This window comes from Arenimonas sp., from assembly GCF_035721105.1.
In the GTDB taxonomy this organism is placed as follows: domain Bacteria; phylum Pseudomonadota; class Gammaproteobacteria; order Xanthomonadales; family Xanthomonadaceae; genus Arenimonas.
Window position 1 is genome coordinate 38,359 of record NZ_DASTNG010000051.1, and the last position, 12,723, is coordinate 51,081.

Sequence of the window (12,723 nt, forward strand, 5' to 3'; positions counted from 1 at the left end):
TTGGTAATACTAGTCATGATCAAACTACTGAAACGGCTGTTGCCGTCACCTCCCGCGGCTCAGCCTGATCCGCCAATCGTGCCGGAACCCGAAAAGCCTACGGCATACACGATTCGGCTTGGTCGAACAGTAAAAACGGATGAGGCGTTCGATGCCTGGACCTCCGGTGATCTTGCGAAGATGCTGGCCGCGCTGAACTCCAAGTCGAACAAGATCGACCGCCATTTCTTGTTGATGAGCATTGTCGATGCAACCTACAAGAAGAGAAGTGATCCGGAAATGTCAAGGTTATGCAGGGACGTCGCCGAGCTCCACCTGCGTGAATTCCCGAACATGGTCAAACCGCTGAAGAAGGAGATGGGCGGCACGCTGCCCAGGGTCACGACATTTCAGAACTACGCGACGCTCCTGACAGAGCTTGGCGAGACTGATAGGGCCATTGGGGTCTGTGAGCAGGCCATTTCGTATGGTCTGCAAGATGGAACCTTGGCTGGATTTGAAGGCAGGATCGAGCGTATCAAGAAGGCGAAAGCGAGCCAGTAGCGACTCGAGAATGCGGGTGCACGTCAGGGTCAATGCCGGCACAAACTGAACTATCGTTCTTGGCACGACCGCGGAGCGACTAGCCGTAGGCCTCCCTCAATCCTTGCCGGTGCTCATCAGTCATACCCTGCTCGGCTTCATCGAGCCACGCGTGGAACTCGTCCAGGTTCGCCAGGCTGAAGACCTTGACGCCAAATCGCCCTTCCAAGTCCATCTGTCCACTCTTCATCATTTCGGCCATCGGCTGGTCCATTGCAATGGCGTCGCAGTAGGGCGCGTAGTGACCAATGTGATCAAGGTCGTAAAAGAAACCGCCTACCGCAGCTATAGCCTTGTCTGTATTGACGTACGCGCCCCGTTTTGCCCTCTGCTTGAGCATGGCGCATGCGCGGGAGCGAATGTACTGGTACGGAAGTTGTGCAAAATGAGGTGTCCTGAAGAATTCGGCACAAGCCTCTATCTGCTCGGCAATATCCATCTCTGCTGGCAGCTGATCCCGCATTCGCTCGACGACTTGTGAGTGAATAGGAGAGGTAAGCATCGCTTCGACGTTACCGCTTCCTACCTGTACAAGGTATTGGATGTAGGAATCACGATAGATCTTGGCTACAGCGTCAAGCTCGGCTTGCACGTCTGCTTCAAACGTCGATGTTGATTGTCGCCATTCATCGAAATAGCCCACCAGCGTCTGCGCGGAGCGCTCTTTCCTCTCTCGCAGCTCCGCCGGATCATCGAACTGGCGCCGAATGTCGATGACCATGTAGTCGTGCCACCTGTGGACGTGGCGCGGCAGGGCGTCTCTGGGGTCTCGCACATACTCGGGAGGCTCCCCCGCTCTCCAGGCACGAAATCCTTTGGAAATCTGTCTCTGCTCAACCTCGTAACCCTGCTCAAACCGGAGCCCTCGGCTGGTCCGCTTGATGAACTCAAGGAGCTCGGTACCGCGCTGCCATTGAAGCGATTCAGCGTCGTGGGCAAAGGAGCGGGGTGAGATCAAAAGCTGCTGTGAAGACAGCCGTTCGATCCTCGCGGCGAGCTCCACGAAGCGCGGGTCGCCCCCACGGAACGCCCCGCTAAAGAACGGTTGATCCAGGTACAAGACCTTCTTCTGAAGGGCAGGCAAAGCAATGCGCACGGAGTACTCACAGCGTCCGCATCCGCGAATAAGGAGCGCGGGAAGGACCATGACGTTGCCGTAGCGCTCGTAGCCACAGGATGGGCAGGGCCCCAGAACTCGACTCACCCACATCAGGTGTACCCCTTTGACGCCTGTTGACTGACGTCGCAGGCGGCGTGAACGAGCCGGGTGTTGCTGGGGACGTAGCCATCGACGGCCCGCATCCGGTCCAGGACGGCGCCGCGCTCGGGAAGCGGCTCGTTGCAGATGGCACACAGCCCCCCTTGCTCAGCCATTTTTAGCGCCTTGAGCTTGCGACGTACCATAGGCTTGCTGCGCTCGTCGTAATTCAACTCTTTGTAGACCTTTCGACGATATGCAAACTCCAGGTCTCTATCGCCTCCGCTGAGGTCGGCAATTCGTGCGCGGACCTCCTGCAAGAGGTCGCGAGCAATGGCTAGTTGGGCGCTAGTTAGTCTTGGATTTGGCATCAAGCACAGGCTCTCAGGCGATGCGTGCGAAAGGGGTAGCCGCTACATGTCCGGGAATCGATCAGCGTCTGTATCTCGTCCGTCCAAGAGCTCTTCCAGCAAGCGAGCATAAGCTTCGATCTTCTCGAAGAGCTCGTCGATGCGCTCCAAGGTGATGTTGACCGGAGTGCCATCGAGTGCCATCCCGCTCCGGTGCACAATATCGTGCCGGGCGAGTAGCGCCTCCCTAAAGCCCGTGAACTCGGGAACCTTGATATCTAGTCCGCTGATCAGCCAGGGCCGTACCTCGTCCCAGCGATGCCAGACCGTGCGCTGAAGCAAGCCTTTGATGTCGTCCTTCGCGGACTCCACTTTTGCAAAAACATCCTGCCACTTGACGGTCGCAACTTTGAGCTTGGCGTGTTTGGTCAGAATGTTGCGGACAACGGTGCTGTCGTTGTCGACCCAGAACACCATGGTTTCCCAAAGATAGGTCTCAAACGCGGAGAAAGCGGACGCGTAGACCATGTTGCGAACCAGTTGCTCGGCGGCCGGATCGCCTTTAAGGGCTAGGACGCTTCGCAGGCTGGCCAGGCGATCGGTCAGTCGTGCCATGACCGGGGTCTGGCGATCGACGATGACGCCAAACTCGTCGTCGTACCAGTCCTCTCCCACCCCGTGGACCGGCGCCCATTGATCCCCGACCTCGGCGATCAAGTCGCCCACGATATCCTCGATCAGTTCATGTTCGACCAGGTCGCCGAACCGATCGTGCAACAAGTCCGAGGGATCAAATGGGCCGCCGTGAATGAAGAGGTAGCCGCCCTCACGCCCCGCATAGGGGGTCGATTGCGCGGGGTCGCAATAACGGCTGTACCACCAACCATTGATGGCAGTCCGGATGTCGTCCTCATCCTCGCAGTCTTTCAGCCATTGATCGTTCACCTCAAATGGATGTCCCTCCAGCTCGGCGTGCGCCTCGCGAGGGAGGTTCTCGATGTCGCGCTCTGGCGAATCAAAAAGCATGTCCTTGACGCCTCCCATGGGATCCTCGCTTGGAAGTGGTTGTAGCCAGGCGCATCTTCACTGGGTACTGCTAAGTTTGGAAGAGCCCCAGAGCCAGCGCGACGGTGTCCGCGATCCGAGAAGCGAACGCTTTCTTTCGCGAGTCTGATGGCTGGCCGCTGGGTGGATGATCCAGCCCGATGATCAGCATCTCGCCGCCGCCGATACGGCCGTCCTCGATCCAGCTATGCGATTGGCGCCGTCGTATTTCACAGTCCCGGGCGAGCTTTGTAATGTCGCCCCAGGTTAGCCGGGTTTTCTCCAAGGTATAGATGACGCCCACCGGGAAATTCTCGCTTACCGCTCGCCGCGCCGGCTCCACCACGTAGACGTATGTCCCGCGCCAAACACACTCGAAGATCAGGAACTGGCGCGAGCGGATGCGCGGATCGACCACCTTCTTTCCACGGGCCGGCATCTGGAAGCTGTAGGACAGGTCCCGCGACGGGCGAAACTGGCAGTGAATCGTCTCGCCGCGGGCACCGGCTACGAGTAGCTGGCCAACGATGTCCAGGACCGGGCGGAGATCATCGCCAATGGGCACGTAGGCGGCTGCCGCGGCCGCATCGGTCTGGTCGGGGGTTGCCACGGGCCGACCTTCACCGCCGCGCCCGGGCAGCTGCGCACCGGCTTCCTGTACCTTGCGCCGCCCCATGCGACGCGGATCCGACGTCCCCTCTTCAGCGGGCGGATCGAGCTTGCGGTCGGTGCGGTAGAGCCTTGCCTCCTCGTCGACTGTTCTGACGTCTCGGCTAGTCAGTGGGAGGAAGCGACTGTCGGTATTGCTGGAGTCGGTAGTGACCGGATTGTGTTCCAGCGGCTCGAGCCGGAAGGGTGTCGTGGTCTTGACGGCTCCGGCGGCCGTCGGGCTCGGAGCCTTACGGGGCGCACTGCCGTCGGAGAGGCTGATGCTTTGCCAGGGTGGGGGCGCACTATGCCTATCTATGCGCAGCACCAGTTGTCGGGGTTGGCCCGATTGACCCGGTGGTAGCGGCCGCGTCGACACCATCCAAGAGGCGTCCGTTTCATACGGCAATCCCACCGCAGGAAAGGCGCGCCTGAGGTCGGTATCGCCGGTTCCTCTTGCCTTGGCACGGAGCTCGCGAAGGGTGGCGTAGAGCTGGTTCAAGCCTCTGACGCCTTCGACATCGAGCACCACTCGCGCCAGTCTGAACGCCGCATCGTCGGTGAGGAAGGGCGCCCCTCGGAACCTCGCGTGGCCCCCGGCGTGATCGATCCAGCCCGTGTGCTCGGGCTGCCAGGCCTGCCGCGCCTTGCCGGTGAGATGGCCATTCTGGGCCAGGCCGCCGGCGATGCTGGGCAGCAGGCGCGCATCAAACAGGTAGTGAGTCCGGATCAGCTCGGTCACAGGCAAGTAGGTTTCCACCCCCTCCCGGGTCAGGAAGCGCCAAAGACCCGCGGGGTGGGGGAACGCTGGATCGATCCAATCGCCCATGTCCAGGTCCAGGTGCCCCGGGCGAAGCTGCAGACCGATCCAGTCCATGCCGGCGGCGAGGTCGGGCTGGATCGCGTCCATCGCCTTGGGCAGCGTTACCGCCGTGCGATTGCGCCATAGCGACCCCAGCGGCATCAGCGGCAGGCGGTCGAGGGGCATCCAGACCCGTACAAACCGAGCTTCTTCCTGCATCCAGAGCAGTAGGTGCATCTGTGTCTGGCGATGGGGCCCATGGCAACGCAGCGCCCCGCAATAGCGCAGCTCGTAGGTCGCCTCGCCCTGGGGGAGATCGGGCATCAGCAAGATGGCGCCAGCCGGCCCCCTCATGCGGTCGGGCCCGTGCCTGTCCTATTGGGTGGCGGGTTGGCGTGGAGGATCTTGAGGCCCGTTGTTGCCCGATCTGCGGAGGTCTCACGGTAAGAGCTTTTGGCCACCAATGGTTTGAGGTTTTTCCAACTCTTTTGCGCCTTCCAAGCCGTAGGGTCATGGGAGTGCGCCGATCGGGCACCACAACAGGGGAATGGCATGGCAGGTCCAAAGTACTACCCGATTCTCAAATGGAAGAAGGGCGAGCAAGACGCCGTTCGCTACCTCGACGGTGCCGACCAAGCATTGATGCTCCCGATCTTGGAGGTCATCGGCAAACCCGACGTGGACCTACGGGCCGCGCTGGGGCCACAGCTCGACCGGGGGCATGCCGATCAGTTCCCTTTCGGCATCGACGGCCGAAACCTCTGGCCAGCGGGCTTGGCGTTCAAGCCCTTGCTTAAGCTTTGTGCGGGTCTTCAGAAGGACGGCTACCTGACCTACCCGGTGATCAACGTGCCGGATTTGATCGCCAACTTGGGCAACTTGGCGCCGCTTAAGGACTTCGAGATCGTCATCCTTCGGCTGCGCCTCCAGCTGCTACCGCTCGCCGCTGCCTTGCAGGTGGTGAAGGACGTGCGCAAGGCGGTGGGCCGCAAGGTGCACCTGCACGTGATCTATGACTTCGGGCCGATCGGGGATGCCCCGGAGCCGGCGCTGCGCGGGTTCGTGGAGCCCTTCGTCCGCGACACCCTTGCCGGCGGCGATGCCACCTATGTCGCCATGGCGGGCGGCTCGTTCCCGATGACCCTGACGGGCATCCCGGTGGGCGCGCAGAACAAGCTGCGGCGCAAGGAATGGCATGTGTGGCAGGACCTGCGGGCCCAGCCGGGCTGCGCTGACGTGCGATTCGGGGATTTCACCGTCACCAACCCTGAGCCTCTGGAGATCGAGGATCCGACGGCCATGAACCCCTCAGCCGCGATCCGTTACGCCCTGGACGGGGAGTGGTGGCTCATCCGGGGCAAAGGGGTCAAGACCGCCGGAGCGGGCGGGTTCAGCCAGTACAACACGCTGTGCAAACTGCTGGTCGCCAGTCCCCTGTACGCCGGCGCTGGCTTCAGCTACGGCGATGGGCGCTACAGCTTCTACGCCCAGCCAGGTCAGACCCAGACCGGCAACCTCACGACATGGCGGCGAGATGCCGCAAACCATCATCTGGTCCAGACGGCGCGGCGATTGGATCAGCTGATCTGACCCGGCGAAGGTCGCGCTCGCGCAGGGATGTGCGAGCGCGAAGCACGCTGACAACCCACTCTTTCAGAGTGGCCAACTCCGTCAGGTCGGCCAGCTGGCGGTAGAGCTTGGCCCGGCTCGCTGAGCAGGCTACCTTGGCGCCCAGGTTCTCCTGAAGCATTCGGGCCGCCTCATCGCGCCACAGCAGGGCAGCAATGCTCTCGGGCTCTTGGCGTGGGTTGGCGGTCGCCGGGCGCACTTCCGACAGCGAGATCTCGCCGTCGGCATCGCGGTCGGCCTGCAGGATCCCCCACCAGGGCGGCAGCAGCAGCGTGATCTGGGGAACAAACGCGGCGGTGGTGATGATGGTCAGAGCATCGAACACGCGATGGTAGGCGTGCATCTGGTGGGCCAAACGATCCAGGGTGTCGAAATCGCTTTTGATCTCGAACCCACACAGCGAGCGACCCAGCTGCGCCACGTCCACGCGGGCGGTGCCGTTCTCGATGCCGAGCTCCTCGACGAGCAGGTCATCACCCGTGAGGCGGGGCGCCAGCCAGGCCGCGAGCGCCTGGCGCAGTTCCCGTTCGGTGACGCGTTGGCGAGGCGAGTTCATGCTGGGATTATGCCATACGATATGCCAAAATGCCAGTATGCCGCGAGGAAAACAGCCCGTTGACCCCCGAGTCCTGGACGCCATTCCGCGGATCAAGGCGCACATGGTGGCGCAAGGGCATACGCAACCAGACGTCGCAAAGCTGACCGGACAACCTCAAAGCCAAGTTAGTCGTTTGTTGGCCGGGAAGCGGGCCCGCGTCACCGACGCGGTTCGTGAGATATGCCAATATGCAAATATTGATCTTGAAGCGGCATTGCCGGCGTCGGCGCATGAGCGGCGTCTTTCTCACGCCGTAAGACAGGTCTTAGTGGACAATCCGCACGGCGCGGCGGTCCTGGCCCGAGTCATCGAGGCCTTGGCTCCCACGCTGGCCCTCCTGCGCGACCCGCCGGCGAAACGCGCCGACAAGGAGCACCCATGAACGTTCTTCCCTACCGTGACCTGATGGCGACACTGCGCGGGATCGGCCTCAACAAGAGGCAGGTCGGCGCCCTGCTGCCCGACTGGTGGGAAGAGGCGACGGCCTCGACGACGGCCGGCGCGTGGGAGTTCGTTCTCATGATGAGCCGACGTTTGGGCCTGGATGCCGTGCAGCTGGCCCAGGGTCAGGTGCGTGCGTTGGGCGAGGTCTCAGAGCCCCGGTTCAAGCACACCGCCCGGGTCGCTGCAGAAGACCTGCAGGCCGCGACCCGCATTGCCGGCGCCTTGGCCAAGGCGGTGGTTGCGGCCATGCCCGCGCAGCCGCCGGTGCCGCTGCTCTCGGCGCAGGAAGTGCGATCGCGGATCCTGGCCAAGTCCAATGCCCGGGTCGACTTCGACAGCCTGCTCGAGTTCGCCTGGGAACGCGGCATCCCGGTCATTCCCCTGCCCAACCTCCCTGCGGGGGTAAAGAAGATGGACGCGGTGGCCATGAAGGTCGAGTCTCGGCCGGCCATCGTCATCGCCCGCAAGAACGATTCAAAAGCCTGGCTGAGCTTCATCCTGGCGCACGAGCTGGGCCACATCCTTTTGGGGCATGTGCCGGACAACGGCTCGATCGTGGAAGGCTCCATCAAGGACACCTCCGACTTCGAGGCCGAATCCCAGCTCGATCAGCAAGAGCGCGAGGCCAATGCTTTCGCCCACAGCGTCCTGGGTGGACAGGACCTAGAGCAAGCGGTGAGCAGCTGGGGCACGCGGGCGACCATGATGGAGCTTGTCGATAAAGCCCTGGAAGGCGGGCCGCGGCTGAAAACGGCACCGGGCCACCTGATCCTGCGCTATGCCTTCACCTCGCGCCGCTGGGCCGATGCCAATCTGGCGTTGCGTTTCCTGGCAGACGACCTGGATGCCCAGGCGACGTTGGTGGACAGGATGGCGCAGCAGATCGATACCGCGGCCATCGCCGGCGACCTGCAAGAGTTTGTCGAGCACATTACCGGGGTGGCTGCTCGAGCTGCCTGATGCGCCCGGTCGCTCTCTTGGCCGACAACGATGTGCTGCTCAGCGCAGCGCATTGGGGTCTGCTGGACCAGGTGCCAACAATGGTCGGCGCCACCTGGTCGGAGGTCTCCGTCCTGACCTCCCTGCCGCCCCGGACCAAAAAAGCCGATCCAAAGCTGTTCAAGGATCCGGCGGTGGCGGCAGCATTGGCGCCGTATCTCGCCCGCTGCGCTCCGCTGCCCGATCCGGAGGTCAGCCTGATCGCCAGGCTGCAGGGGCGACAGGACATCGACGTCGGCGAGCAGGTGCTGTTCGCGGCGGCTGGCAATGCGCCCGAGGCATTCGTTGTAACTGGCGACAAGCGGGCCATTCGCGCGTTGGCCGCCGTGCATGCTCAGGGGCTGATTCCCGAGCTCACCGGGCGAGTGATGTGTCTGGAGCAACTGCTTTGGCACGCACTTTCTACCCTAGGCCCGAACGAGCTATTGCGCCGGGTGCGGGAGTATCCCGATCGCGACATGGCGACGTTGGCGATTCTGGGGCGAACCGGATCGAAGTCGCAGGCTCAGATCGAGGAGGGCTTGACGTCCTATCTCAAGGACCTGAACCAAACCTCACCTGAGCTGATGGCTCGCGGCCATGGATGCGATGGTTTGGGGAGACTGGGCGCGGCGTCGCCCTAAGGTTCGGGGTTAGAAACATGATTACCCCTCACCGTCCACGTGGGGCCGGCCTTGCGGTCTGCCTGCTTGGTGGAGAGATCGCGGGCCTCAAACAACTGCCCTACGCGGTTGCCCGCCGGATCCTCGAGATGTGGATGAGAGACCACGCGATAGGTGCCGGGTAACCACGCCGCCAGCGGGACGAACACCCAGCGTGTTTCCCCGGCCACAAGCCGGCCAGTTCCCCTGACGCGCCGTCCTGCCGGATCCTGGATGGCGATGTGGTGCGCGGCCCGCGCTTCCACGGGGCCGTCGAGCTCAACAATCACCGCGGCTTGCCCGGAAACACCGTCGCCGCCAACGGTCCACCGAGACGGGTCGGGGGGGCTGCGATCCTCGTCACCAATGCTCCAGACCTTGAGCTGTTGCCCGCCCAACATCAATGCAACATGGTCTGTCTTTTCCAGCGGCGCCCCCAGAGCTTGTTTGGCGGCTAGCCCGGCTTTCACCCTCCCCGGATGGAACAGCACCGTCAGGATGGTGCCATCGGGGGACCAAAGTTCTTGTGGCAGGAAGGGCGAGTCAATCGGTCTTCCCTGCGCGTCAACGAGTGACAGGCCCGGCAGAATCGGTCCCTGCGGCGGAGACCGAAACGCGATCGAAATCCGAAGCGCATTCGCCGGCAGCGATGGGCCGGAGGGAAAGACGGCTATGGCCCTCGGCATGGCCCCAGAAGCGACCGGCGAACCCAGGAACGCGAGGCAAACGCCTAGCCAGAGGAATTCCATGGGCTACTTGCGGATCTCGTCCGCGAACCCCTCCTGTGTCATGAGGGCGTCCTGGACAGGCTTGATCTGAGTGCGCTGGAACTCGTTCGTGTAGGAGTACTCCGGGAAGTTGTACTCGGAAACAAAGTCCGAGAGGCGGAAGAATCCGAACTTGGTGACGGACACCAGCTCACTCTTGCCGGTCGCCAGATCCCGGCGCGCAGTAAGTAGGAAGTTGGCGTCCAGGTTGTCGGTCCGAATGGCCCCTGCCATGGGTGCCTGCATGGTGTCGACGCCGGTGATCTTCCCGAACTCGACGTAGGTCGACATGCCAGGCTTGGCGGCAGCCGCCTCGACACTGGCCAGCGGGATCACATCGGAGCTTCGGTTGAGGTTGGTCAGGAACAAGTAATCAACCGTTTTCCCGTCTGCCGTCATTTGGTAATGCAGGAGGTCGGCGGGCGTATTGCCGTAGCCAAGCTCCGCGATTGTCTTTCCGCGAACATGCGCGCCCGCCTTGAGGTCCGCCAGCGGAATGGTGACCAGCGGGGTGCACGTGTAGGCAGCAATCAGTGTTGGCGTCCCGCCCACGTTGGCGATGGCCATCGTCCGGATCGGCGCTCGGGTTTCGATCTGGTTGTGGGACGTGTGGTAGATCTCGACCGACGTCGTCGTCTCCTTGCCGGTGAACGGGTACGGGATGCGGCGGAGGGTCGAAGCGAAGTCCTGATTGGACAAACCCGCGACGAATAGTTCGCCGTCGTACCACTTCATGTCCGTGACGGTGAAGCTGCGCTCGGGGATCTCATGCCAGAACTCGGTCTGGTCCTTCGGCGCATCATCGATCGCGTATCGCGACGCCTGGGCAGCCGCCACGTCCAGCTTGGTCGCCATTCCATCGCTGGTAACCACGACGATGGCCGGAACCTTCGCCTCGCCAACGGACACGGCGATGTACGCTTCGCCGGTGCCGGGGCGGACCGCCAAGTCCTCGATCGCCAGGACGCCCGGTCCAAGGGCGCTTGTCAGAACGCTATCCAGGTCACGAATGTTGAACGTCTTGCCCGCGTCAGCGCGGGAGGCCGGTAACTCCACGGCATGGATGCTCGACTGCTTCCAGTCGGCGATGAAAAGGACGTCATCGGGCCCAAACGCCAGCTGTGAAACCGAGGAAAGTTGCGTGGCTGAGGCAGCGTGCGCAGCGAGCGCCAGCGAAATGGCGAGAACAAGACGGGTTTTCATGGCAGATCTCCTTGGAGGGGGGTGGCCCACCGCTTCTGGGCGTAGCGCAGGCACGCTAGCACCCGGAAAAAAGCGGACCATTCTCCTGGAAGCAATACTGTGGTCTTGTAGAACGGCCACTCTCTGACGTTGGCAAGCTCGATCAACGTCCCAGACGTTGGCAGTCGTACTATCTCAGCGCTTCCTCGGCGATTTGGGGCGACCGGTCCGCGAGGACTTCACAGATGGCCCTTTTGCGGAGGCGGAAGGCAAGCCCGCCACTCGATCCCAGATTGGATAGTCTCCGTACTTCTCTACCAAGAAGTCGACGAACGCCCTCACTTTCGCTGAAAGGTGTCGACGAGAGGGGTAGAGGGCGTAAAGATGAAGGGGCGGCCGAACAAAGTCTGTCAACACAGACCTCAGTTGTCCGGCATCAACGGCGTGGCAGACGACAAAGGTGGGCAAGAAGGCGACCCCCATGCCGGCCAGTGCCAGTTCCCGAAGCGCATCCCCGTTGTTCACTCGTGCGACGGAAGAAACATCAACCGAAAAGAGTTCCTGTTTGGAAGGTTCAAAGAACTGCCAATAAAGCCGGTCCTCGACATGGCTGTAAGTGAGTCCGCGATGGGACAGCAGGTCTTCTGGTCGTTTGGGGACTCCATACCTGCGAAAGTAGCTCGGGGCGCCACATACCACGTGGCGGATGGGTGCGATTTGGCGAGCTACCAAGGCAGAGTCTTTGAGACGGGATATCCGAAGAGCGACGTCGAATCCCTCTTCCACGACGTCAACAATCCTGTCATTTAGTTCGAGTTCGATTTGCACGGCCGGGTATCGCTGTGAGAACTCGGCGAGCACGGGCGCCAAGTGCATCACGCTCCAAGTCACAGGCGCGCTGACTCGAAGCTTCCCGGACACCTCGGCGGACCCCTTGGCGATGGTGGCTTCCGCATCCTCTAGTTCTTCAAGGATTGCCAAAGCCCGTCGATAGAACTCCTCGCCAGCATTTGTTAGTGAGAGGCTTCGCGTGTTTCGGGTGACGAGAAGTACGCCTAGGCGACCCTCAAGCTCCTGAAGTCGGCGGCTAACGGCTGATCGAACGATCCCCAATCTGTCTGCGGCGGCGCCAAGACGCCGGGTTTGGGCGATCGTGATGAATGTTCGAAGGTCTTCAAATCGGTCCTGCATTCGGATCTCCGATGCCAATGCGTTATGGATTGATGCGGGTCAAAATGGCACTCGACGCCCGGCGGAGGGTGCGGCAGCAGTTGATCACCGATTCCCCTTGGCTTTGACCAGGTTGCTGGTGCTGACTGCGGTCAAGTAAAGGAGAGCTGCGCTCCGTTCTGCTTGGGCTCCCTTGATCGCTTGCAGTCCAGGACAGCTAAGGGCCAGGCCGACGCAGATCCGTCCCGGGTCGCTGAGTGACGCTGGCCCTTGTCGGACCATCCGAAAAATATTGAGCAATTATCCCGCCCGCGATAGTTCAATGATCGCCTGACAAGAGACAAAAATCAGTAACTTACACCTTTCTGTACCGGCCTTGTTTCACTGGGAAGTGTTTACTTCGAGTAGACTGCGAGCGCCGGCCTGAAACAGCGCCCGAGTCAGATCTGCAAGGACCGTTGGTCCATCAAGTCCAGAGTACTGACCGGGCCCCAATCCTAGGGTGGTTGGATGGTCTGCCCGGATACTCGCCATCACCTTGCTTCCTTGCAGACTTCAGCTCAAGAGAGATGGCACGCACTTTGGTCAGCAGAGAAAGATAGGTAGGACAAAGTCTTACCCCAACCCAAGCGTAACTCGACTATTCTCCCAACGCCTCGAAATGGCACG

Annotated in this window: 13 protein-coding genes; 5 read left to right on the top strand and 8 right to left on the bottom strand. The window is 61.8% G+C overall.

Translation table 11 applies throughout. The features are described from left to right. The first annotated feature begins 15 nt into the window (after positions 1-15). The gene (locus VFQ84_RS07410) at positions 16-543 is read left to right on the top strand and encodes a hypothetical protein (protein WP_325130766.1); all 528 of its coding nucleotides are present in this window, start codon (positions 16-18) and stop codon (positions 541-543) included. Between the two features lie 79 nt (positions 544-622). Here VFQ84_RS07410 and VFQ84_RS07415 read toward each other — a convergent pair whose 3' ends face one another. The 4 genes from VFQ84_RS07415 to VFQ84_RS07430 form a co-directional block, all read right to left on the bottom strand. Continuing rightward, positions 623-1,678: a hypothetical protein gene (locus VFQ84_RS07415; RefSeq protein WP_325130768.1), complete on the bottom strand. Its 1,056-nt coding sequence runs from the start codon at positions 1,676-1,678 to the stop codon at positions 623-625. 113 nt (positions 1,679-1,791) lie between these two features. Next, on the bottom strand, positions 1,792-2,013 hold the full coding sequence (locus tag VFQ84_RS07420) for a hypothetical protein (protein ID WP_325130770.1): 222 nt from the start codon (positions 2,011-2,013) through the stop codon (positions 1,792-1,794). A 180-nt stretch (positions 2,014-2,193) separates the two neighbouring features. Then, on the bottom strand, positions 2,194-3,174 hold the full coding sequence (locus tag VFQ84_RS07425; RefSeq protein WP_325130772.1) for a hypothetical protein: 981 nt from the start codon (positions 3,172-3,174) through the stop codon (positions 2,194-2,196). Positions 3,175-3,226: 52 nt separating this feature from the next. Beyond that, a complete protein-coding gene (locus tag VFQ84_RS07430) occupies positions 3,227-4,948 on the bottom strand; it encodes a hypothetical protein (protein ID WP_325130774.1) in 1,722 nt (573 codons plus the stop codon). A 228-nt stretch (positions 4,949-5,176) separates the two neighbouring features. Here VFQ84_RS07430 and VFQ84_RS07435 point away from each other — a divergent pair, with 228 nt between their 5' ends. Next, on the top strand, positions 5,177-6,214 hold the full coding sequence (locus tag VFQ84_RS07435) for a beta family protein (protein WP_325130776.1): 1,038 nt from the start codon (positions 5,177-5,179) through the stop codon (positions 6,212-6,214). Here VFQ84_RS07435 and VFQ84_RS07440 read toward each other — a convergent pair. Continuing rightward, positions 6,141-6,809 carry a sce7726 family protein gene (locus VFQ84_RS07440; RefSeq protein WP_325130778.1) on the bottom strand — a complete coding sequence of 223 codons (669 nt, stop codon included), beginning with the start codon at positions 6,807-6,809 and terminating at the stop codon, positions 6,141-6,143. The two genes, VFQ84_RS07435 and VFQ84_RS07440, sit on opposite strands and share 74 nt — an antisense overlap. A 37-nt stretch (positions 6,810-6,846) precedes the next feature. Here VFQ84_RS07440 and VFQ84_RS07445 point away from each other — a divergent pair, with 37 nt between their 5' ends. The 3 genes from VFQ84_RS07445 to VFQ84_RS07455 are packed head-to-tail and all read left to right on the top strand — an operon-like array spanning position 6,847 to position 8,917. Beyond that, the gene (locus tag VFQ84_RS07445; RefSeq protein ID WP_325130779.1) at positions 6,847-7,233 is read left to right on the top strand and encodes a helix-turn-helix transcriptional regulator; all 387 of its coding nucleotides are present in this window, start codon (positions 6,847-6,849) and stop codon (positions 7,231-7,233) included. Then, on the top strand, positions 7,230-8,255 hold the full coding sequence (locus VFQ84_RS07450) for an ImmA/IrrE family metallo-endopeptidase (protein WP_325130781.1): 1,026 nt from the start codon (positions 7,230-7,232) through the stop codon (positions 8,253-8,255). The genes VFQ84_RS07445 and VFQ84_RS07450 overlap by 4 nt, the downstream gene beginning before the upstream one ends. A gap of 17 nt (positions 8,256-8,272) precedes the next feature. Further along, positions 8,273-8,917, top strand: a complete 645-nt coding sequence (locus VFQ84_RS07455) for a hypothetical protein (protein ID WP_325130783.1) — start codon at positions 8,273-8,275, stop codon at positions 8,915-8,917. Here the strand turns inward: VFQ84_RS07455 and VFQ84_RS07460 are convergent. The 3 genes from VFQ84_RS07460 to VFQ84_RS07470 all read right to left on the bottom strand — a co-directional run bounded on the left by VFQ84_RS07460 (position 8,914) and on the right by VFQ84_RS07470 (position 12,075). After that, on the bottom strand, positions 8,914-9,684 hold the full coding sequence (locus VFQ84_RS07460; protein WP_325130785.1) for a hypothetical protein: 771 nt from the start codon (positions 9,682-9,684) through the stop codon (positions 8,914-8,916). The two genes, VFQ84_RS07455 and VFQ84_RS07460, sit on opposite strands and share 4 nt — an antisense overlap. Before the next feature lie 3 nt (positions 9,685-9,687). Beyond that, entirely contained in the window at positions 9,688-10,905 is a 1,218-nt protein-coding gene (locus VFQ84_RS07465; RefSeq protein WP_325130786.1) for a hypothetical protein, read from the bottom strand. A 174-nt stretch (positions 10,906-11,079) separates the two neighbouring features. Further along, positions 11,080-12,075 carry a LysR family transcriptional regulator gene (locus tag VFQ84_RS07470; protein ID WP_325130788.1) on the bottom strand — a complete coding sequence of 332 codons (996 nt, stop codon included), beginning with the start codon at positions 12,073-12,075 and terminating at the stop codon, positions 11,080-11,082. Positions 12,076-12,723: the final 648 nt, after the last annotated feature.

What these genes read in the sequence shown, in the direction of transcription:
- VFQ84_RS07465 (WP_325130786.1), bottom strand. Translation starts at nt 10,905, where the DNA reads ATGAAAACCCGTCTTGTTCTCGCCATTTCGCTGGCGCTCGCTGCGCAC.
- VFQ84_RS07445 (WP_325130779.1), top strand. Translation starts at nt 6,847, where the DNA reads ATGCCGCGAGGAAAACAGCCCGTTGACCCCCGAGTCCTGGACGCCATT.
- VFQ84_RS07430 (WP_325130774.1), bottom strand. Translation starts at nt 4,948, where the DNA reads ATGCCCGATCTCCCCCAGGGCGAGGCGACCTACGAGCTGCGCTATTGC.
- VFQ84_RS07410 (WP_325130766.1), top strand. Translation starts at nt 16, where the DNA reads ATGATCAAACTACTGAAACGGCTGTTGCCGTCACCTCCCGCGGCTCAG.
- VFQ84_RS07450 (WP_325130781.1), top strand. Translation starts at nt 7,230, where the DNA reads ATGAACGTTCTTCCCTACCGTGACCTGATGGCGACACTGCGCGGGATC.
- VFQ84_RS07425 (WP_325130772.1), bottom strand. Translation starts at nt 3,174, where the DNA reads ATGGGAGGCGTCAAGGACATGCTTTTTGATTCGCCAGAGCGCGACATC.
- VFQ84_RS07460 (WP_325130785.1), bottom strand. Translation starts at nt 9,684, where the DNA reads ATGGAATTCCTCTGGCTAGGCGTTTGCCTCGCGTTCCTGGGTTCGCCG.
- VFQ84_RS07440 (WP_325130778.1), bottom strand. Translation starts at nt 6,809, where the DNA reads ATGAACTCGCCTCGCCAACGCGTCACCGAACGGGAACTGCGCCAGGCG.
- VFQ84_RS07470 (WP_325130788.1), bottom strand. Translation starts at nt 12,075, where the DNA reads ATGCAGGACCGATTTGAAGACCTTCGAACATTCATCACGATCGCCCAA.
- VFQ84_RS07435 (WP_325130776.1), top strand. Translation starts at nt 5,177, where the DNA reads ATGGCAGGTCCAAAGTACTACCCGATTCTCAAATGGAAGAAGGGCGAG.